Annotated in this window: 18 protein-coding genes; 6 read left to right on the top strand and 12 right to left on the bottom strand. The window is 30.8% G+C overall.

Going from position 1 to position 21,775, the window contains the following annotated elements:
* Positions 1-136 precede the first annotated feature (136 nt).
* From KDK92_RS13010 to KDK92_RS12995, 4 genes are all read left to right on the top strand, one after another.
* The gene (locus KDK92_RS13010) at positions 137-640 is read left to right on the top strand and encodes a DUF4883 family protein (RefSeq protein WP_250859739.1); all 504 of its coding nucleotides are present in this window, start codon (positions 137-139) and stop codon (positions 638-640) included.
* A 158-nt stretch (positions 641-798) separates the two neighbouring features.
* On the top strand, positions 799-5,637 hold the full coding sequence (locus KDK92_RS13005) for a nicotinate-nicotinamide nucleotide adenylyltransferase (RefSeq protein WP_250859738.1): 4,839 nt from the start codon (positions 799-801) through the stop codon (positions 5,635-5,637).
* Positions 5,638-5,931: 294 nt separating this feature from the next.
* On the top strand, positions 5,932-7,206 hold the full coding sequence (locus KDK92_RS13000; protein ID WP_250859737.1) for a Rossmann-fold NAD(P)-binding domain-containing protein: 1,275 nt from the start codon (positions 5,932-5,934) through the stop codon (positions 7,204-7,206).
* Positions 7,207-7,243: 37 nt separating this feature from the next.
* A complete protein-coding gene (locus KDK92_RS12995; RefSeq protein ID WP_250859736.1) occupies positions 7,244-8,302 on the top strand; it encodes a flavodoxin family protein in 1,059 nt (352 codons plus the stop codon).
* 220 nt (positions 8,303-8,522) lie between these two features.
* Here KDK92_RS12995 and KDK92_RS12990 read toward each other — a convergent pair whose 3' ends face one another.
* From KDK92_RS12990 to KDK92_RS12955, 8 genes are all read right to left on the bottom strand, one after another.
* Complete coding sequence (locus KDK92_RS12990; RefSeq protein WP_250859735.1) at positions 8,523-10,229, bottom strand: methyl-accepting chemotaxis protein; 1,707 nt, start codon at positions 10,227-10,229, stop codon at positions 8,523-8,525.
* Between the two features lie 241 nt (positions 10,230-10,470).
* Positions 10,471-11,091, bottom strand: coding sequence for a nucleotidyltransferase domain-containing protein (locus tag KDK92_RS12985; RefSeq protein ID WP_250859734.1), 621 nt, complete (start codon positions 11,089-11,091; stop codon positions 10,471-10,473).
* 130 nt (positions 11,092-11,221) lie between these two features.
* On the bottom strand, positions 11,222-12,037 hold the full coding sequence (gene folK / locus KDK92_RS12980; RefSeq protein WP_250859733.1) for a 2-amino-4-hydroxy-6-hydroxymethyldihydropteridine diphosphokinase: 816 nt from the start codon (positions 12,035-12,037) through the stop codon (positions 11,222-11,224).
* Between the two features lie 21 nt (positions 12,038-12,058).
* On the bottom strand, positions 12,059-12,871 hold the full coding sequence (gene folP / locus KDK92_RS12975) for a dihydropteroate synthase (RefSeq protein ID WP_250859732.1): 813 nt from the start codon (positions 12,869-12,871) through the stop codon (positions 12,059-12,061).
* A gap of 96 nt (positions 12,872-12,967) precedes the next feature.
* Positions 12,968-13,447 carry an HD domain-containing protein gene (locus tag KDK92_RS12970; RefSeq protein ID WP_250859731.1) on the bottom strand — a complete coding sequence of 160 codons (480 nt, stop codon included), beginning with the start codon at positions 13,445-13,447 and terminating at the stop codon, positions 12,968-12,970.
* Positions 13,448-13,461: 14 nt separating this feature from the next.
* Positions 13,462-14,193, bottom strand: a complete 732-nt coding sequence (locus tag KDK92_RS12965; protein WP_250859729.1) for an aminotransferase class IV — start codon at positions 14,191-14,193, stop codon at positions 13,462-13,464.
* Positions 14,186-15,553, bottom strand: coding sequence for an aminodeoxychorismate synthase component I (pabB, locus tag KDK92_RS12960; RefSeq protein ID WP_250859727.1), 1,368 nt, complete (start codon positions 15,551-15,553; stop codon positions 14,186-14,188). Before pabB ends, KDK92_RS12965 begins: the two co-directional genes overlap by 8 nt.
* Complete coding sequence (locus KDK92_RS12955; RefSeq protein WP_250859720.1) at positions 15,534-16,136, bottom strand: anthranilate synthase component II; 603 nt, start codon at positions 16,134-16,136, stop codon at positions 15,534-15,536. The genes pabB and KDK92_RS12955 overlap by 20 nt, the downstream gene beginning before the upstream one ends.
* 270 nt (positions 16,137-16,406) lie before the next feature.
* Here KDK92_RS12955 and KDK92_RS12950 point away from each other — a divergent pair, with 270 nt between their 5' ends.
* Positions 16,407-17,246, top strand: a complete 840-nt coding sequence (locus KDK92_RS12950) for a PHP domain-containing protein (RefSeq protein ID WP_250859718.1) — start codon at positions 16,407-16,409, stop codon at positions 17,244-17,246.
* Between the two features lie 173 nt (positions 17,247-17,419).
* Here KDK92_RS12950 and KDK92_RS12945 read toward each other — a convergent pair whose 3' ends face one another.
* The 4 genes from KDK92_RS12945 to KDK92_RS12930 all read right to left on the bottom strand — a co-directional run bounded on the left by KDK92_RS12945 (position 17,420) and on the right by KDK92_RS12930 (position 21,251).
* Positions 17,420-18,037 (bottom strand): lactate utilization protein, encoded by a 618-nt coding sequence (locus KDK92_RS12945; protein WP_250859716.1) that lies wholly within the window; start codon positions 18,035-18,037, stop codon positions 17,420-17,422.
* Positions 18,038-18,140: 103 nt separating this feature from the next.
* Positions 18,141-18,500 carry a four helix bundle protein gene (locus KDK92_RS12940; protein ID WP_250859714.1) on the bottom strand — a complete coding sequence of 120 codons (360 nt, stop codon included), beginning with the start codon at positions 18,498-18,500 and terminating at the stop codon, positions 18,141-18,143.
* Positions 18,501-18,801: 301 nt separating this feature from the next.
* Positions 18,802-20,217, bottom strand: coding sequence for an aminopeptidase (locus KDK92_RS12935; protein ID WP_250859712.1), 1,416 nt, complete (start codon positions 20,215-20,217; stop codon positions 18,802-18,804).
* A gap of 95 nt (positions 20,218-20,312) precedes the next feature.
* The gene (locus KDK92_RS12930; protein WP_250859711.1) at positions 20,313-21,251 is read right to left on the bottom strand and encodes a magnesium transporter CorA family protein; all 939 of its coding nucleotides are present in this window, start codon (positions 21,249-21,251) and stop codon (positions 20,313-20,315) included.
* A 289-nt stretch (positions 21,252-21,540) separates the two neighbouring features.
* Here KDK92_RS12930 and KDK92_RS12925 point away from each other — a divergent pair, with 289 nt between their 5' ends.
* Positions 21,541-21,696 (top strand): Spo0E family sporulation regulatory protein-aspartic acid phosphatase, encoded by a 156-nt coding sequence (locus KDK92_RS12925; protein ID WP_250859709.1) that lies wholly within the window; start codon positions 21,541-21,543, stop codon positions 21,694-21,696.
* The last annotated feature ends 79 nt before the right edge of the window (positions 21,697-21,775 follow it).

The following is a 21,775-nucleotide window of genomic DNA, read 5'->3' as shown; positions in this document are numbered from 1 at the left end:
ATTAAAATGTAAATTTACTGTGTAATTATTGTTACGTATAGTAATATTTTATCAGCTTTTATAATATGTTTAAAGTAATTAGGTAAGTTAAAATAAATAACTAGTCAAAGAAGCGACTTATAAAGGAGGCACTACCTTGAAGGCCAGATCTATCTTACTATTACCAATAATATTACTTTGCTTTTTATCACTATTATATTTTAAAGTCTACCATCATTATGAAAAACCATCAAAGAATTATTACATAAATCGCTTATGTTATGAATTAGACCTTGAAAATGAAACTCTCAATAATACTGAAATTAGTCTCTTGATCACTAATTACTACAAATATATAAGTCTACCAGATGAACATAAGAAATCTGTTATTTCATCTATTAAAACCTTTGAGAATCATACTTTTGAAGGAGACTATGAGCTTTCCAATAAAAAACCATTATTCAAATATATTATAAAAATTGATGATGAAAAATATGTTATTGATGTTTATGATGATGATTTTCTTACTGTGTACTTATGGGACGGAAAATATCCTAAGGATATGATAACTATGAAAAATAGCTATCCATATGAGAATCTTTTTCAAATTAGCGAGTACATATATGGTTTTCAAGATTTTCTTGTAGACTCTGATGACTAATAATTTTTCATAAATTTGCTTGATAAAAAATTCATAATTCAACGCCTGACTCTTATACATTGATTGTATAAGAGTATTTTTTTTCAATATGTTTGATTAGTTTAGGATAAATTATATAATATAAGTATATATTATATAATTTAGTTAGGAGGTTTACTTTGGGTAATCAATATGATGTAATTTACAAAAAAATAAAGCGCTCTTTATTGAGTTCTAAATGGCTTAAGAATAATAGTGCTGATATGTATAAGATTGAAACTAGATTAAAAAGCATAACTTTTAAATCTAACCTTAATACCATAATCAAAAACAAACGTTATTCATGCAAAAATATACTTTCTTTGTGCGAAAGTATAATGAATGATATTTCACCTATTACACCTCCTGAAAACTGGCTTGAGTATCTATTTAACTATGCTCTACATAAATCCTTTCCCTCTGCAGTTCAAATGGAATTATCTGCTGAGTACGATATATGCTGTGAACTTTATCTGAAATTATTGAGAATACTCTCAGATGAAGAACGTCATTCAAATTGTGATAGTTTTAAATGTAACTATCCATTAACCTTCTTAACAGTTGATGAGATTAATTCTTTAGAATATAAAGAGGAATATAAGAAATTAATTACTGCATTTAAGAATGATTATATATATGAAATGATGAAATTGAGCCAAGAATATCAAGGATACAACACCCTTGATCATATTTGCGGTGTCCATTATGTAGCTATGTTTATAAGTCATCAACTTAAGCATAAGGATTTTCCTATTGACCTTGGAAGGGTTTCTGGTGCCGCAGCTGGTCATGATATAGGTAAATATGGTTGTAAAGGACTGGAGATTAAAAGAGTTCCCCATTTACATTATTACTATACAGATGTGTGGTTTAAGAAGTTCAATATAAATTTCATTAGAAACATTGCTGTAAATCATTCCACCTGGGATCTTGAGCTTGAGAACCTTTCTCTTGAATCATTAATTCTAATTTATTCTGATTTTAGAGTGAAAAACAAAGATAGAAAAATGCATATATATTCCTTGGAAGATTCTTTTAATGTTATACTGGAAAAACTCGAAAATCTTGATGAAGCTAAAGAAAAAAGATATCGAAAAGTCTACGCAAAATTAAAAGATTTTGAAGATTTTCTATGTTCTATTGGCATTGAAACGAACGTAGATTGCGCCCCAATATATTCTTCAAAAGTTACTACTCCAAATTACGCATTACTTCATGGTAATAATATAATTCAAGGACTAAAATTTAATGCAATAAACCATAATATAAACCTTATGCATCTTTTAAGAGATAACCACTCTCTTGATTTAGTTCTTGAACGTGCAAGAAGCGAAAAGGATTGGAAAAATTTACGTGAGTATCTGAGAGCTATAAAGGAATACTCCACATATCTTACACAGAAACAGAAAAAACAAACTCTTGAATTTCTCTTTCGTCAACTTACGCATTCTGAGGATGATATAAGAAGAAAATGTGCTTCTATAATGGGTATGCTTATTGCTTATTATGATCAAGACTATAGAAAAGAGATCCCAGCAGATTCAGTAATTCTTAATGAAAGTAAAAGTGTAGATCTTTTAAAATACTATATCAATATGATGGTTCATCCTAGACGTCAATCTATTCCCCTTCATAAAAAGTGGATTGGATACAGTACTAGAATAACCATTAATTCATTGTTTAAGAATTCACAGGAAAATATGGTTAATAAATACCGTGATGTTATAGCTCAATATTATGTTATTAATAACACAATTAACATGGAGAGTCAATTATATCTTCTTGAGGCTGCTAAGTATATACCTATGAACGACGAAGATGAAAGTGTTAAAGTCATACTTTCTTATGTTCTTCATATGCTTAAAAAAAGAAATTCTACTTTACGGATTGCTGCACTTGAAACCACGAAAACATTGATTGATAAAATATCAAGTAATTTCTTCATTGATGGTCTTTTAGACTATATCCATAGTCTTCCTAAAACAATGAAATCACCTGCTGAGAATATGTTACTAAGATATATATGTTTTAAGCTTGATATTATTGATCATGCAGATAGATATAACGAATACTGCACTCTTGACAAAGAAAATATTGGTGATATTTTTCTTAGTAACCTTAAAAGTGCTACAAATTGGATTGTTAAAAAAAATCAGATTGATCTTTTAGTTGAATATGTTCTTGATAACTCAAGTGAATCCCTGCAGACTGCAATGCATTTTTGTAATATTCTCAAAGTAAGCGAAGTTGAGAGTGTACGAACAAGAGCTGGAATGGCACTTTTAAAAATCATGCCCGCCCTCTCTCTTTCAAAACGAAATGAAATTGCAGTTGAACTCCTGAGAGCTCTTGAAATAGAAGGACAACACTTTACAGAATATATTCCTTTATACCTTGGTCAAATTATTTTATACCTTCCACCAAAGGAACTTAATGAAATTATCGAGGATCAGGTTTTTAAAATCAAGAAATCGAATAATAATCTTAAGACTCTAATATTGAAAACTATAGGTGTATCATTATCATATTATCCCCAATACTATTTAAGGTTCAAGGATTTATCCAAAAACCATACCAAACGTCTTAATGACATGTTAGGAATATTATTAAATGGCCTTGGTGATTATAGTACAAAAGTTAATCAAGCTGCAATTGGTGTTATAGGTAGGGATATTTTCTCATCCTCTCATCTGACTCTTGAGGAAAAAGAAACAGCCTTCACTCTAATAGGGAAAAAAACACTTACTCTTATTACACAAACAAATGAGGATCGTTTACTATTCCTCTCAAATTCTGCAGCCTTGAATCATATATATAGGTTTATTTCGGATTTCACTCATTTAAAAGGGAATTTACACATAGAAATTCCTAAAAAAATTGCATTTTTCCCTGGGACATTTGATCCTTTTACTTTAAGTCACAAGGAAATTGCAAGAGCAATAAGTGATGATGGTTTTGAAGTATATCTTGCTGTAGATGAATTTTCTTGGTCAAAGAGAACTCTTCCTAATCTTCTTAGGAAGAAGATTATAAATATGTCTATCGCAGATGAACTTAATATCTTCTTATTCCCTGGTGATATTCAGATTAACATAGCAAATCCTATTGATCTCAAAAAGCTTAAAAGATTATTTCCTGAGTCTGAGGTTTATATGGTGGCTGGTAGCGATGTTATTATTAATGCATCAAGCTACAAAAAAGATTTAGATGGAGATTCTATACAAACTTTTCCTCATATAATTTTTACCCGTGGTAAAAAAAAGGAACTCCAAGAAGCAATAAAAACAATAAAAAATGATGTATCAATTTTGAGTTTATCATCAAAATTCCAAAATATAAGTTCAACTCAGATAAGAACTTGTATAGATCAAAATAGAGATATATCAAAGCTTATTAACCCTGTAGCAGAAAGATATATATATGAAAATGGATTCTATCAAAGAGAACCTCTTAATAAATCATCTATTAATCCATCATGGATAGATGTTATACATCATGAGGATATAACCGATAAACACATAAAAAGTATCTCACAGAAATTCAATGTAAATAATGATACCAATATTATTGATTTCTTACTTGCTTTTCGCCATAAAGAATCTACAAAAATGGTTATCCTTAAAGACAAAGTAAATGATAAGATTTTAGCCTTTTCAACCTTCTACTGGTTAAGATCAACAAATTATTATAATGAGCTACATGACACTACAATCTGCAACTATCTTAGATCAAAAGCTACAGGAAGAACCATTCATATAAGTGGTCTTTATGTTAATGAGGTGGAAACCTCCATTAATCTTTATCAAACTTTGATATCTGAAACTTTGGCTTTTGCTGTTGCAAAAGATTATGAGTATGCCATATTCGAAGATAGCTCAAATATTACAAAAAACAAAGAAATATTAAATTGGTTAAACCTTAGTGGCTTTGTGGAAGTACCTCACGAAAATCCTGAAGTTAATGTTTTATCTGTTGATATGAGTAATCCAGTTGTAATAAATCTAGATATAGATAAAGTTATAAAAGAACCATACAGAAGTAATCATAAAGTAAAAAATGTGATAAAAAATAATAGATATACTCTTTTGAACTCATTAACAAAACTTTATCCCGGAAATCTATTATTATCTTTTGATTATGAGTTAATGTCTCAATCATTGATTAAACTTATATGTGAAGAAAACGCTGTTCCTACAGAGGTTTCGGTTCCTCGTAAACTTGGGAATGATATGTGTGTTCCTTATGGTGATATTCTAGATAGATATGTTGTTCCTAACACTGTAACAAAATCTCTTCACATTGAGAAATTATTTTCACCTGATACAAAATCTTTCAATATTGTAGAATTCCCATATTATCTATCAATGGAAAATCAGGTTAAAATGATACAATCTTTTAAAAGAGATGTTATCCTTGTAGATAACCTTCTGCATAAGGGATACAGAATGCAAGCTTTAGATCCTTTATTAAATAAAAATAATTTAAAAATAAAAAATGTACTGGTTGGTATACTCTCAGGTAGAGGTAAAGACCTTATGGATATGCAAAATAGAGAAGTCAGAAGTGTTTACTTTATCCCTAGACTTAGGATATGGTTTAACGAAAGTAATCTTTACCCATACTTAGGTGGAGATGCACTTTGGCGTGGGAATCCTCCTACAAGAAACCTTATACCATCAATAAATATGATTCTGCCTTATACTTTCCCTTTCTTCATAAGGGATGCTTCAAAAAATAGCATATTTGATTTTTCCAAGGAGTGTCTTGAAAATTCTATGAATATGCTAAAGGTGATTGAAGATGAGTTCTATAAATATTCTTCAAGAAATCTTACATTATCTAATCTTGGTGAGGTTTTAAACATTCCAAGAATACCCGACAAGGGTGAAAGTATAAAATACTCACTGCATCAAAGTCCTTCCCATTACTTACAGAACGACTTTGAATTGTTAAATCGCTTTGAGGATTCATGGAGCTAATAAGCTCGCGCTGCGTGCTTTAGTGGAGAGTGGACAGTGGACAGTTGACAACGATTGACATTTCACTCTGTGAAATTTTAATTTTATTTGGTATGAAACCAGAGGGTTTACTCATTTTATCTTGAGATAAAATATTATATTTAAGTGCTATGTTTAACAATTTGAAATGAGTAACCCTTTATAGTTCAAAGAATCTTATTATTGAAATTCCTCAAAGAGATTTCTGTTCGAAATTTTAAAAGAAATAAGTTTTCTAAATCTAAATAAATAATTCGTAACATAGGAGATAATACAATGGGAAAAAAATTATTTTATTATATAAACAATAACAATGTGTTCGTCAGTGAAGAACCTATTTCATTAGATTTATTAACAGAAAAGGATGAGGACCAGGCCTCATCTGCCTTTGAAAATATATTCATATTGAAAAATTCTTCATTAAATGAGAATAGAATCTTTTATAAATTAAATGAATCAAACCTAGCTAAAGATGAAAGTCTAAGTTTGATCAACTCTAGTATAGAGGTCTCACCTCATACGGCTTATCCTGAATGGGTTATTACCGCTGTTAAAGAAGGTACTGCTTATGCACTTAATATGAGTAATCCATTATGGTATGAGCTACTTGAAAAGAGAAATAATAAAAGATTAACACTTACCCTTGCTGGTCTAGGTGATGTGGGTGGAACTCTATTAATGGGACTTAGATTGCTCGGTCATGACTGTATCGAAAAGATAAAAATATTCGATCTTGGTGAGGATAAAATACAAAGATGGTTATATGAGTGTGGGCAGATTACTTCCCCTTCTTTTCAAGAAATGAATGTTAAAATTGAAAAATGTAATGAGGATGATTTATTTAACTGTGATATGTTTATCTTTTGTGTTTCAGTTGGAGTTCCTAAAATAGGTGATGAAAAAGAAGATGTACGAATGATTCAATATAGAGGAAACGCAAAGGTTATAAGTCATTATGCTAAACTTGCAAGAAAGGCAAAGTTTAAAGGTTGCTTTGCTGTAGTATCTGATCCTGTTGACCACCTTTGTAAAGCCGCTCTGTACTATAGTAATATAGCTGATACTGGAGTATTCGACGGAAAAGGATTAGCCCCTGACCAAATCACAGGCTTTGGCCTTGGAGTTATGAATGCAAGAGCAGCCTTCTACGCCTCACAAGATGAAATTACAAATAATTATATGTCTGAAGGAAGATCCTTTGGTCCTCATGGTGAAGGGTTATTCATTGCAAATAGTATAGTAAATTATGATGAAAAATTATCACAGGAACTAACCTTCAAAACAAAGACTGCCAATCTTGCTGTTAGGGACACTGGTTTTAAACCATTTATCGCACCAGCTCTTTCATCAGGCACCTTAAGTTTACTTGCATATATAAGAGGAGACTGGCACTATAGTACTAACTTTATTAATGGAGCTTTCTTTGGTTGTAGAAATAGAAATGTAAATGGATTATTAGAAATTGAAAGTCTTCCTTTATGCGATGAGTTATATAATCACATAAATGAAACATATAATAATTTAAGACAATTTAATCCTAAAATAGATTAAAGTCATATAGATATATTTTTGAAAGAGGTGTGTATGGGTGGATAAATTATGCATAATACGTCCTAATAGTAATCAATCTTCAATGTTGAATGATATGATTACTTATACTGTGAAAGGTTCTTCATATGAAATCATAAAGAAATTCAAGCTACTTCAGAGCTATGAAAACAAGAAATTTGTTTTTGCCTTAGAGCTTGATTCTTTAGGGTATGATTGTGAAATGATTTCATTTTTAAAGAAACTAGATGAACACAAGGTATCCTTTAAAGGTTCTGTTTGTTCACTTTTGATTCATTCTAAGGGTGAGTTATATACAAAACGAGCTGCTCAGGATATAACCTTTTTAATTAATAATATGGGTGGATCCTTTATTGGCCATCCTCTAATTGAAGCCACAAGCACACTTAATAATTTTCTCACATGGCAGAAGGTTTATCCTGATAAATCCTTGAAAGACTTATGTCTTTCCATTTGTGAAAAGCAAGGTTTGCGATTGAGTAAATATAAATACAACGGAAAATCCAATAGCAAGATTCTTCTTCTATATTCAAGTCCTAACATAAAATCAAACACAGTTGCCTTGTGGAATATGGTTAAAGATAACCTTTTTGAAATGAGAGAAAATATTGATATCACTGAGATACAGATTGAGAGTGGTGAAGTGTTAGATTGTAAAGGCTGCTTATTTGATCTATGTCTTCACTACGGGGAGCGTAACTCCTGCTTTTATGGTGGACAAATGATTAAAGAGGTACTACCAGCCATTGAAGAATGTGATGTAATAGTTTGGCTTGCACCTAATTATAATGACACTCTTGCAGCTAATCTCACAGCAGTAATTAACAGATTGACTGTACTTTACAGAAAGATAAAGTTCTACAATAAAAAAATCTTCGGAATCGTTGTATCTGGAAACTCTGGAAGTGATTCTGTAGCCAAACAACTAATAGGTGCACTGAATATAAATAAAGGCTTCTTTCTTCCCCCAAACTTTGCAATCTGTGAAACAGCAAACGATCCAAATGCAATCTATGGAGTAAAAAATATTGAAGAAAAAGCTTCTGAATTTGCTAAACATATATTAGAAAATATTTAACTATATATTGTTTTTACTCTGTTTTCCATCTTAAGAGTTTCAGGCGTTGAAAAAGCCCAAGGTCAAGGAACAAGAGGAGCGAGCAGCGCAGTGTACAAATAGTACTCGAGCAGCACAGCGAGTCTTAGTGACGATGAGATTGGGCTTTTTCAACAGCCTGTGGCTTGCTTAATGCAAGCCCTTTAGTTCTTAAAATATATTTTTCCTACTCCTATGATTGTTAAATCTTAAACCTATCAGTTTGTCTTTTAATGCTCAAAGAAATATTCTTTATATTTTCAATACTTGCTCCTATTTCTTCAAAGGTACTTACTTGTTCCTCAACACTGGCACTTATCTGTTCAGATTCACCTGCATTAATTTGAACTTCTTGAGATAAATTATCAATAGTATTAGACATATCTTGTGCTATTAATGCTTGTTGTTTGGATGATTCAGCCATCATTTTAATCTTTTGTGATATTTCTTCTATATATTCCAAAATCTTTTTGAATTCAGAGTCAGTATCATACGCTTTATTAACACTTATCTCAACAAGCTGTTGTTCTTCCTTAATTATTGTGTCAGTTTTATTAGTCTTTTGCTGAATTTTCGTAATAAGCTCCGTAATTTTATTAGCTGACTTCTTACTCTCTTCAGCTAATTTCTTGACTTCTTCAGCGACTACTGAAAATCCCCTTCCCGCATCACCTGCTCTAGCTGCCTCTATAGCTGCATTAAGAGCCAATAGATTAGTTTGTTCTGAAATATTAGTCATTATTGAAACGATTTGACCTATTTCATCAGAAGAAACCTTTAATTCATCAATAACTATAGCAACCTGATTTGATGATATTTTCACCTTGTCAATTGCTCCAACTACTTCTTTCACAAGCTTGGCTCCAAAATTAGCAGCGTTTAAAACGTTATTTGTACTTTCATAAGAACTTTCTGATTCTTGTGTTATTATTTCAGCACTGTTTGACAAATCCTGAATACTTGCTGATGTTTCTTCAGTAACACTTACGGTATTTTGTATTCCATCACTGATAACATTAACGGATATCGCAACTTCTTCCATCCCTTGGTTAGACTGTTCCATAGCATGATTAATGGTGTCACTTGATTGAACTAAATTATTTGTGTTTAAAACCACTTCAGATACAACATTTCTGATTTTTTCCACAAATAAATTGAACCATTTTGCCATTTCGCCAAGCTCATCATTAGAGTTTATTTCTAGTCTTTGAGTTAAGTCACATTCTCCTTCTGAAAGATTCTTCATCATATTTACAGCTTGCAATAAACTTTTTTTAATACTTTTTATTGTGAAAAACGCTACTAGAACAGCGATTATTCCAGAAACAACTTGTATTACAATTAAGAAATATATATTTCTATTACTTTCCTCTTTCGCATTATTAAAGAAAGATACAGCATTATTATCAATAACCTCTGATAGCTCTATAATTTTTTCATTGATTAATGCAACTCTTTCTGCACCTTTTTCTCTAGTTAATTTATTAGCCTCATCCCTTTTTCCAACTAAGGTTAATTTAATTACTTCATCTCTATTTTCTTTCCATCCAGCAAATGCATTATATGCTTCCTCAACTATTCTTTGATCTCCTAGAAATTTATCTTTAATGATTTCGAAGTTATCATAAATCTCTTGTTCATATTCTTTAACTCTTTTATTAGAGTTTGCCACTTCAAAAGTACTTGCAAACGAGGAGATATCCTTCATTTCTCCATGTATTTTAATGATATTTAAATTCACTTGTTTTACCGCATTACTAACTCTAAAAGAATTTTCATACATCTTTGTATTTAAATCTTCTAAAGTTTTTAAAGCACTAATACTACTTAACCCCAAAACAGCACACAAAACTATAATAACTAAAAAACTAGCTATTAATCTAGTAGATATCTTCATCTTTTTTATCATAATACTCCTCCTTTTCTTTTCTAATAAAAAGTTAAAATGTAAGTAAATTATTACTAATCTAGCTTTTCTAAAAAGGACTATTTTACTAAACATCAAATATATTCATGTTATGTTATATTTTATCATATACACCGAATTATCGCCAGAATTTTCTGACAATAATCACAAAAATACACATCACTTCATTATTACCGCGAAGTGGTGTGTATTTATTTTGATGAGTCTTGTTATTAATGATGAATTATTGAGAATTAACAATAAAAGATATTAATTCCTCTGTTTTTTCAAATGATGAATTAATGTTTAATGCATCACTGAATAATTTATATGCTTGTTTATCGTTCTCTTTAAGCCAGTATAAAGATTTTTTTGGACCTAGATACCATAAGCCTTTTATACCAAAATATATCTCTAAACTATCTGATAACATCCAATGATATCTAAAGTCACCTTCAACATCACCTTTTCTTGCCCTATTTAGCATCTTCATTAACCAACTTTTATGAAAATTAATCTCCTCTAATGTAAGCTTTTTTGCACCATTATTAAAAACCTCACCTATATTCGCTAATAATTTGGTACATAAGTTTTTTTCATCTAAAAGAATTTTTCCACCATTGATATGGAGCAGTTCTTCATGCTTTGTAAGCATACTTGTATCATATATCCATGCATCAAGTTGCCTTCCATTAATTACACTAGTATCATTTTTTTTGAGGATATTATCACAGAAACATATAATATCTATATCACTTTCATTGGTATAAGTATCATTAGCAAACGAACCATATAGTATCATTGAGTGACAATTATATTTTTCTTTCAAATAGTCCTTTATATTTTCAAGAATACCTTTATCCATAAATCAATCTCTCCTTTAATTTTTTAATTAACGGTTTTATAGAAATTGACTTTTAAGGTTCCATAATCATTAATAATCCTCCTAAATATGATGTACTTTATAAAAGCATATCATAATTTGTTCTTTGTTCTTATTTTTCAAGTTCTTTCTTCAAATCAACCATTCTCTTTCTCAATAACGGATGTACCTTATAAGGTGCTAATTCACACATAGGTTCTAATACAAATATTCTCTCTGGAATTCCTGGGTGTGGAATTATAACCCTTTCATCCTCGCTTATTATATCATCATAGAAAAGAACATCCAGGTCCAAAGTTCTTGGTCCCCATCTAATTATTCTTTCTCTCTTTAACTGTTTTTCAACATCAAGCATGAAATTCAACAACTCAATTGGTGTAAGTAATGTTTCAATTTCAAATGCTGTGTTCATGAATGTATCCTGTTCAACCCCACCAAATGGTTCTGTCTCAATTATTTCTGCTCTTCTTAATATCTTGGTGTGATTAGATGAATTTATAATCTCCTCAGCATCATTAATATTCTTGAGCTTATCTCCCATATTTGCTCCTACCCCGATGTAAGCAATATGCTTTTCTCTAAATATCTCAACAGCTGGATATTCAACAGGTAGTCCAATAGGTGCCCAAGGTTTCTTAAGCAATACTTTTACCCCTCTGACCATCTCATATTCATTTAGAACAAATTCAGCCATCATTTCGCAGCACTTCTCAAGAAGTTTATGATTTTCTTTTTTAAATAAATCTGTTATCTTATGACATAACTCCCCATAATGAACTGAAGCTTCAAGCTCATCAGTCATTCCTGCTTTTCTTAAATCTAAATGAAGTTCAAAGGATATTAGAAATCTCTGTCCTAATTTATTTTCCTCTTCATATACTCCATGGTTTCCATATACCTCTAAATCTTTAATTATTATTTTATCCATGTTTACACTTCCGTTCTTACTCTATTTTTCACTGTTAATAACCGCATCAGCCATTCTGGCTGCTCTAAGATTTTCCTTTATATCATGTACTCTTACAAATTCACATCCGCTCATTATACCCATTACTGTTGTTGCTATTGTTCCTTCAACTCTCTGTTCAACAGGAAGATCAAGTGTTTTACCTATCATTGATTTTCTTGATGTACCAAGAAGAACAGGATATCCAATTTTTCTTATACTCTTTAAGTTGTTCATAACAATTAGGTTCTGTTCAACAGTTTTACCAAATCCTATTCCTGGATCTAACATAATATTCTCTTTCTTAACACCAGCTTTAAGTGCAATATCAACACACTCATTTAACTCTTTGATAACATCTTCCATTAGATTATCATACTCTGTATTATCTCTGTTATGCATCAAACAACAAGGAACTTCGTACTTTGCAGCCACTTCAGCAATATATGGTTCTTTCTTAAATCCCCATACATCATTGATAAGACTTGCCCCAGCTTTTATTGCTAGTTCAGCAACTTTACCTTTATATGTATCAATAGAAATTGGTACATCTATTTCTTTTACAAGAGCTTCTATTATTGGAACTACTCTTTCTATTTCTTCCTGTTCCAGTACCTTAGCTGATCCTGGTCTAGTAGATTCACCACCTACATCAATAATATGAGCTCCCTCTTCTACCATTTCCTTAGCATGCTTCACAGCTGCAGCGATATTATTGAATTTTCCTCCATCTGAAAATGAATCTGGAGTAACATTAAGTATTCCCATTATATAAGTTTCTTTTCCTAATTTAAATTCCTTTTTACCTATTCTCATACTACACTAAGCCCCCTCAACTATAATTAATAATAATATTAAAATTCTCTGAAGCATGAAGAAAATTCACCATATTTATTCTTTATTCTCTGTATGTTAGTATTTTATAAAAATATTTTTATCCTCTTCATTCCATTTGCACTCATAAGAAGCACTACATTCATAGCATTCCCTTGAAAGTTTATCTGCTCTATATGCAAGTTTTTCAAACATTGTACCCTCTCCACAATATCTTCTGTGAGCCAAAATTGCATGATTAATTATTTCAATCTCACTATTCTTGTATCCACTCTCTTCAAGTATGTCTTTAGCTAATAAAACACTACCCGCCTCATGAGGAGTACCTTTTTCATACTGAAGTCCCCTTCCAATATCATGAAGTAATCCTACAGCATATACAACTTCTTTATCAATCTTCAGCTCTTCTTCTAAAGTTAGAATATATAATATCCTGCTCATATTCAAAAAATGTGATATGTTATGCCTGCAGAATTCTCTATTCTTCTCATAGCTTTCAATCTTCTTAGTCACTTTAATATATTTCTTGTTTTTCAAAATAGCATTAACCCTCTTCATAATACCAGCTCCAACTAAAATTCTTCCAATAATAGATTATACCATTCTCTAAGTTCATCATAAAGAGAACATCTCTCGTATTTCTTTTCACCTAATGAATTCACCCACATGATACCCATAAGACTATTTGTAATAAAGGCTCCCTCACATTCCATTGCTTCCTTTAAGGTTATCTCCACCTCATGAATAATATCCTTAAATTTCTCAATAAACTTTTCTCGAATTATTCCATTCAGTAATCCACATTCCACTTTTGGAGTGATTATATTCTCTCCTTTTATGAAGAATATATTTGAAACAGCCCCTTCAGCTATGTATCCTTTTGTGTTTAAAAATATTACCTCATCAAAACCTTCGCTGATAGCTTTTTTCTTCTCAATAATGTTATCGTAGTAATTAAAACTCTTCAAATATGTCATATGACTGCTTTCATTTCTCATAACCTGAGATAATTTTAATGAGAAACCCTTCTCATAGTGTTCTGGTCTATAGGAGATATTTCTCATCTCATACATTGTATTTTTTTCTGATACCATTATTTTAAGTGCACAATCATTCTCACTTATATGCTCTTTAACATCTTCTACACAAATTTTTTTATTTATCCCTAACTTCATTAATCCTAAATTAAGACGGTTTAAATGTTCCCTTAGAAACACAGGCTCTTTTTTAATTAATATTGTCTCAAAACATCCTCTTCCGTAAAAGAATCCATCATCATATGAAATACACTTATCTTTATTCATTACACAACGCCCTCATCAATGCATTTGCCTTATGTAGTGTCTCCTCATACTCAAACTCCTCTTCAGATTCCCATGTAATTCCTCCACCTACACCAAAATAGGCAGTTCTATCCTTTAACATTATAGTTCTAATAACAATATTAATATCACAGTTCCCATCAAATCCAAGATAACCTATGGATCCTGTATATATATTTCTCCTTACCTTCTCCATCTCATCAATAATCTCCATAGCTCTAATCTTGGGAGCACCTGTAATTGATCCTCCTGGAAAACCAACTCTTATGCAATCTATAATATCCTTACCTTCTTCTAGTTCTCCTCTAATATTAGCCACCAGATGAAACACAGTAGGATATTCTTCTATTTCAAATAACTCGGTTACCTTAACACTGTTTAGTTTACACACTCTACTAAGATCATTTCTCTCCAAATCAACTATCATAAGAAGTTCAGATTTATCCTTCTCACTATTCATGAGTTCAATTCTATTAGTCTCATCTTCTTTAGGATTTTTCCCTCTAGGTCTTGTTCCTTTAATTGGTCTTGTATCAATTACACCTTCTCTAACTTTCAGAAACCGTTCAGGAGAACATGATAGTATTTCAAACTCATTCAGCTTCATATAAGCCCCAAATTGTGCCGGATTAATAGTTCTTAAGTCATGGTATATATCATATCCTGTTCTTTTAAAATCACACTGAAATCGCTGTGTGAGGTTCATTATGTATACATCCCCGCTACATATATAATCTTTAACTTTTCCAACTGCATTTATATATTCTTCTTTCTCAAAATTAGAAGTAAATTTACTAAAATCAATTCTTTCAACAACTTCGGGTTTCTCAATTACTACTCCATTTTTAATTACACTTTCTATTTCATTAACACTTTTATTTGCTTCCTTCTTAATTCCTAAGGCTGATATATATGTCGTTTTATTGAGATTATCAAATATTATTACATTATCATAAAAATTGTAGTATACCTTTGGTACCTCGATATCCTCTTGTGCCATCTCTATTATTTGTTCGAAGTCTCTTCCTAAATCATATGAAAAATACCCCATGCCTCCTCCAACAAAAGGAAAGTGAGTATTATTTATTATCTTATATTCTTCTAATATACCTTTTATTTTATTTAGAGCATCCCCATTTGAAGCTTTGCCATTTAATACATATTCTTCAGTATCACCTTTAATAGTTATAAAAGAGTTTATACCTAAAAAAGAATATCTTCCTGATCCTGAGAAATCTTTTCCGCTATCAAGAAAAACAACCTCATCCTCATTCTTAAACAATGAAAAAATATCAAATGGAGCGAGCTTAGTGCTTATTTCTTTAATATATACTTCTCTCACACAAAGCACCCCTCTCTCTACAGTTTTCAATGAAATTCTTAATCATCTCATGACCAAACTCTGTAAGCTCAGCTTCAGGATGGAATTGAACCCCTTCTATAAAGAATTGTTTATGTCTAATCCCCATTATTGTCCCATCATCTGTTTCAGCTGTTACCATAAGTGATTCTGGAATATGTTCATTCTCTACTACTAGTGAATGATATCTAGTGACATTAAATCGCTTAGGAAGACCTCTGAATACTCCCTTACCATCATTATTAATGAATTGAACTTTCCCATGAACAGGTTCTTCACCCTTTATAACTTTTCCTCCAAATTCGTGAGCAATTGTTTGATGACCAAGACATATTCCCAAGATTGGTATTTTGCCTTTAAACTCATTAATTATTTCACTACTTATACCAGCATTTTGTGGTGTCCCTGGACCTGGTGATATGATTATTCCTTCTGGCTTACTCTCTCTTATTAAATTTATATCCACCTTATCATTTCTATATATTTTAATATCTTCTCCCAATTCTTTAACATATCTTACAAGGTTATACACAAAAGAATCATAGTTATCAATCATTATAAACATTTTAATCCCCTTCTTTACAAAACATCTTTCACTTGTTATTTATTTTTATATACCTTATAATTTTTACAATATGATTATATCATATTGATATAAGGTATGTGAAAATTAATAACAAGTCATAGATGCGAAATATATTTTGTAAAATAGGTCGAGTTGGGTTCCGCTGATAGTGGTTCTCTCAGTGGGTTCCAAGAATGAAGTAGTTTGCAAAATAGACGAGTATACTGACTTGTTATTTATTTGAACTTGCCTATGAAATGGAGTGATAAAATGACCTTAAAAGCAGACCTTCATATGCACACAACAAGTAGTGATGGTACTTTTACCCCTACTGAACTTGTGAACCATGCTAAGAAGCGAAACATAGATATAATTGCGATAACTGATCATGATACTGTAGAAGGAATTGATGAAGCTATTGAATCAGCAAAAACAGTTAACATAAAAGTTATCCCAGGAATTGAACTATCCACCACTTATAATGGTGAGAACATTCATATTATTGGATATTTCAAAGGATATGGATATAAAGATAATTCTCTTATAACCTTCCTTGAAGAATTAAAAGAAAAACGACTCACAAGAGCTATGAAAATCGTTGATAATATGAAAACAATACACAATATTCATATATCATTTGAAGATATAATGAAAAACTCTGATGGGGTAATCGCACGACCACATATAGCTAGAGAAATATTGAAAGTTAGACCTGACCTAAAATGGGATGAGATTTTCTATAAATTCTTAGGGGATGGATGCCCTGCATATATTCCTTCAGTCAAAGTCCCATTAGAAGAAGCAATAGCCTTGTTAAAAAAGTATGATGCTCTTGTTTCACTAGCTCACCCTACAATTATTAGAAAAACCCCTGTCAAAAAGTTCATTGAATTTAACTTTGATGCTATGGAGGCAATATACCCTGAGAATAAATTTGGTGAAACAGGAAGGTTCATTTCTATATGCAATGAACACAATCTCCTTGTAACTGCTGGTTCCGACTTTCATGGTAATCTAGGTCAAGACACCATGCATCATGATATTGGCACGGTTTCTTTAGAGGGTATTCATTTGGAAAATTTCTTAGAAGCGTTGGATTTGAATCTTTAGAATAAAAATCTTTAGAATAAGTTGAGAGTTGGAAGTGGAGAGTGGAGAACGTAGGATGGTTCTGACTAAGGTCAGAACCTACATCTTATTGGTATTTAGGACAATAGTTTTTACTCATTTTATCTTGAGCTAAAATATTGTAGTTGAGATACAAGGTTAAATAATACTTTGTTTTAGAATCCACATTCATGATTAACTATAAATAACTTGATTCTACTCCAATCTGATTGACCTTCAATTATTACAAGACTATTACAAACTCTTTCATCTGATACACAATCCACACATTTATTTAATTTTACACATGGTGGATTATATCCTGCTCGTTTTGCATTTAAAGGTGCAGCAATGTTTTTGGCTCTTTTTATTGCTTCATCTAACGTGTCAACTATTTTGTTTTTCCCTACAACTATAACCACCTTATCCGGACCAAAACTCATTGCGGATACTCTATTTCCACTATGATCAATATTAACAATTCGCCCATCAATTGATATGGCATTTGAACCAGTAATATACCACTCTGTCAAAAGTGATTTTTTTTTGATTCTCATACACTCTTCCTTTGTATTTCCTAACTCTTTATCATATACGGTATTTCCTCTCTTTATTAATAAGTTTGTTAAATCCATCTTTTGTAATGTTACTGAGTGACCAATACCAACAGTGGATTTACTCGGTATAATTTCAAATATATGTTGTTGTACTTCATGTAGAGTTTCAAAATAACTTACTTCTATATTTCTACGCTTAAAGTTTTCCTTTAGCTTATTAAACTCTATATGATTCATCTTATTTCTCCTTATATATTGCTTTCTAAAAAAGTCCCTCATAAATATATATGATGTTAAAATACATTTTAACACCAAGAAAAACCTCACCACAGGTTTCTTTTTAGTTTACTTGCTTTTCCTTACAACTTTTAATAATACTTCTCAGTATTCTGATGATTTCTTCACATCTTTTACTTAATCCATCTGAGTTATATGTATCTAGATATTGTGAACAGCTAAGTAACTTTATCCAATATCTTGTCTCACAAGCTTCTTTCAAAGCTATACTCATTTTAGCAATAAAATCTTTCTTACTCTGTGCTTCCTCACCTTCTACCACATTTGCACCAATACTAGTACCTGCTCTTAAAAACTGTTTAGATAATACATATTCTTTCTTTTCACTTGATAATTCCTTATATATCTCTATTACATATAAAGCAAAGTCAAAACTTTTCTTTTCAATAATACTATCCTTCAACTATAATACCTCCATATTAATTATAGTCAAAGTCTCTCCTATTTCATTATAAGTAATCAAATATGCCTCAAAATTTAGAACTACAATATTTTATCCCTGATAAAATGAGTTACACCTACTTACTCTATGACAATACCGTAATTCTAAATAGACAACAATGTTTCATCCAGATGAAACAAGTAACTATCACATTGTCTAACGAACAATAAAATCAAAAATTTCATGGAGTGAAATCTCCTTCGTTCTCCACTCTCAACTTCCAACTCTCAACTAAAAAAGCACCCCTCAGGGTGCTTTATAATTAAGCTTCTATTAAGAATGCTTTATAACCTTTATATGCTTCATAAATATCTGCTTTAGAAGCGATTTCCCATGGTGCGTGCATGTTGTGAAGAGCAACACCACTATCGATAACTTCCATTCCGTATTCAGCAAGGATGTATGCGATTGTTCCACCGCCTCCTTGGTCAACTTTACCTAACTCTGAAGTCTGCCAGATTACTCCGTGCTTATCAAAGATATTTCTTAATTCAGCGATGAATTCTGGATTTGCATCATTACATCCACCTTTTCCTCTAGCTCCAGTATATTTATTTAACACTAGACCTTTACCGAAGAATGCATTGTTTCTCTTATCTGATACTGATGGGTAGTTAGGATCAAATGCAGCACTTACGTCTGAAGAAAGCATTTTAGAGTTAGCTAATGCTCTTCTTAATTTAAGATCATTATAATCTTCCATAAGGTTAATGATTTCAGCAACAGTGTTCTCGAAGAACTTACCTTTCATACCTGTAGCTCCTTGGCTTCCTACTTCCTCTTTATCTACAAGAAGACATACAGAAGTTCTCTTTGGAGTATCCATCTCAAGAATTGCTTCTAAAGACGTGTATGAACATACTCTATCATCATGACCATATGCAAGAACCATTGAACTATCTAATCCATAATGTCTAGCTCTACCAGCTGGTACGATTTCTAATTCTGCAGAAACAAAATCTTCCTCAGTAATTCCATATTTTTCGTTAAGAATTCTAAGTGTATTAGCCTTAACTCTATCTTTAGACTCTTTATCTTCTATTGGCATAGATCCAACACAAATGTTTAATGATTCTCCGTCTATACCTTTTGCTAAAGTCTTAGCCATTTGATCTGCTGATAAATGAATTAATAAGTCTGAGATACCAACAACTGGGTCTTTATCATCTTCACCAATTACAATGTTAACAATAGTTCCATCTTTTTTAACAACAACTCCGTGTATTGCTAGTGGAGTAGTTACCCACTGATACTTCTTAACTCCACCATAGTAGTGAGTTTTAAATAATGATATATCAGAATCTTCATAAAGAGGATTTTGTTTTAAGTCTATTCTAGGAGAATCAACGTGAGCACCTAATATATTCATACCATTTTCTAAAGATTCTTCACCAATTAAGAACATAGCAAGAACTTTACCCATAAGTTCAGCGTAAACCTTATCTCCTACTTTAAGTGTTTCTTTGTTCTTAATAATATCTTTAAGATTTTTGTATCCACCATTTTCAGCAATTTCAATACTCTTTGTAATGCATTCTCTTTCAGTCTTGCACTCAGACATGAAGTCTATGTATCTTTCATTTAATGAAAAAACAGCCTCTAGGTCTTCTTTAGAATAAGAATCCCACGCTAATTCATATTTTTTTTCTAATTTTAATTCTTTATTGTTCTTTTCCATACTTTTGCCTCCTAAACTATTTTTATACTCGAATAAATACATTGTACTAAATTAACTAACATATTACAATGTAAGACAGTAAAGTTTCGAAACTTTTACAGCCATTTTTTTCTCTTAAATATAATAATTAATAATAATGTTATTAAAATCATGATAATTATAAAATAATAATATCCATTATTACATTCAATGAATGGTATCTTCTTAAAATTCATTCCATACATACTTGTAAGTAAATTCAGTGGAAGAAATATAGCTGATATTAGTGTGAAAATTTTCATTAATTCATTTGTCTTATTTGCTATCTCTGATTCAAAAGCCTCTCTAACCAGTGCCAAATCTTGCACTAAACTCTCAAGTGCAGTCAAAAGTTTATCAATTTTAGTATTTACCGAAACAAAATTTTGGATGTAATCTTGTTCAATTATGTCATTTTCATTACTAAGAATACTATCACCAATATATCTAAGGGGATTTAAGTACTTCCTTGTTTTATAAACCTGTCTTCTTAAATGTATTAGTTCATCTATCTGCTCATTTTTGGGGTTTTTCAAAATATTTATCTCAATTTTATCGGCAAATGCTTCTAGATTTTGAATTATATCATAATTTCTTATAATTATCCTATCCATAATATAGTAAAGAACAACACTAGGGTTGGGCTTATCTTTTAACATAAAGCAATTTCTCGAACAATTAATATCATCTAATAATTTTTCTATCAACTCTAATTTATCTTTAAATACGGTTATTATGTAGTCTTTACTGAGATATATGTTTATTTCTTTAGCAATTATGATTTTATTTTTCATTATGAGAACATTACACACTAAAAACATATAATTACTATAAAAGCTAATTTTAGAAGCCTGTCTCATATCAATACACTCAAATATACTGTCATCATCAAGATTAAGTTTATTTTGAATGTCTTTTATCTCTTCACCTTTAACCAAAATCCAATAATTACTCTTTCCTTCTTTCCATTCACCTTTAACTTCTTTAAAATTATCCATAATGTCATATACTCTCATCTTATAACCCCACCTTTTCAGTAGTATTTTTTCCATTTAAATAAATATTATTAATAAGAAAATCGTAATACTTTTTTTTACCATTTTCGATATTTCCATTTCTTTACATTTGGCTCTTTTTCTACAATCACACCCTATTTGTAAATATTTTACATTTAGATTTTATGGTAATTATTGTGTTATTTTGTTAATTACTGATATTTTATATATTTAAGTGTCACCCGATTTTTTTTACAGAGTTATCGTAAAATGGTAAAATATAGGTATAAATTTGAAGGAGAGGGAATATATGAATGAGAGAAAATTTTATCGAAAATCAATTGACTTTTTAAAAGGACTTCTTAATTATTTAGTAGACAAGCTCGGAGTAGGAAGTAAGTTAACCTTATTTGTTAGTCAAGTACTGGACAGATTTATCACAGTATATCAAAGATCTTATTGTTAAAAATTATATTAATTCAAATTACATCCACATTAATAAATAAAATATATATATTATAAATAAAAAAAAATATATAAATAAA

The organism is Oceanirhabdus seepicola (assembly GCF_023684385.1).
GTDB lineage: Bacteria > Bacillota > Clostridia > Clostridiales > Clostridiaceae > Oceanirhabdus > Oceanirhabdus seepicola.
The sequence above is the reverse complement of the archived record's forward strand: the minus strand, read 5'-3'. Positions and strand labels throughout refer to the sequence as shown.

Bases quoted from the DNA above. Each gene is read 5' to 3' on its own strand.
- KDK92_RS13000 (WP_250859737.1), top strand. From the start codon at position 5,932: ATGGGAAAAAAATTATTTTATTATATAAACAATAACAATGTGTTCGTC.
- KDK92_RS12990 (WP_250859735.1), bottom strand. From the start codon at position 10,229: ATGATAAAAAAGATGAAGATATCTACTAGATTAATAGCTAGTTTTTTA.
- KDK92_RS12985 (WP_250859734.1), bottom strand. From the start codon at position 11,091: ATGGATAAAGGTATTCTTGAAAATATAAAGGACTATTTGAAAGAAAAA.
- folK (WP_250859733.1), bottom strand. From the start codon at position 12,037: ATGGATAAAATAATAATTAAAGATTTAGAGGTATATGGAAACCATGGA.
- folP (WP_250859732.1), bottom strand. From the start codon at position 12,871: ATGAGAATAGGTAAAAAGGAATTTAAATTAGGAAAAGAAACTTATATA.
- KDK92_RS12970 (WP_250859731.1), bottom strand. From the start codon at position 13,447: ATGAAGAGGGTTAATGCTATTTTGAAAAACAAGAAATATATTAAAGTG.
- KDK92_RS12965 (WP_250859729.1), bottom strand. From the start codon at position 14,193: ATGAATAAAGATAAGTGTATTTCATATGATGATGGATTCTTTTACGGA.
- KDK92_RS12955 (WP_250859720.1), bottom strand. From the start codon at position 16,136: ATGTTTATAATGATTGATAACTATGATTCTTTTGTGTATAACCTTGTA.
- KDK92_RS12950 (WP_250859718.1), top strand. From the start codon at position 16,407: ATGACCTTAAAAGCAGACCTTCATATGCACACAACAAGTAGTGATGGT.
- KDK92_RS12945 (WP_250859716.1), bottom strand. From the start codon at position 18,037: ATGAATCATATAGAGTTTAATAAGCTAAAGGAAAACTTTAAGCGTAGA.
- KDK92_RS12935 (WP_250859712.1), bottom strand. From the start codon at position 20,217: ATGGAAAAGAACAATAAAGAATTAAAATTAGAAAAAAAATATGAATTA.
- KDK92_RS12930 (WP_250859711.1), bottom strand. From the start codon at position 21,251: ATGAGAGTATATGACATTATGGATAATTTTAAAGAAGTTAAAGGTGAA.
- KDK92_RS12925 (WP_250859709.1), top strand. From the start codon at position 21,541: ATGAATGAGAGAAAATTTTATCGAAAATCAATTGACTTTTTAAAAGGA.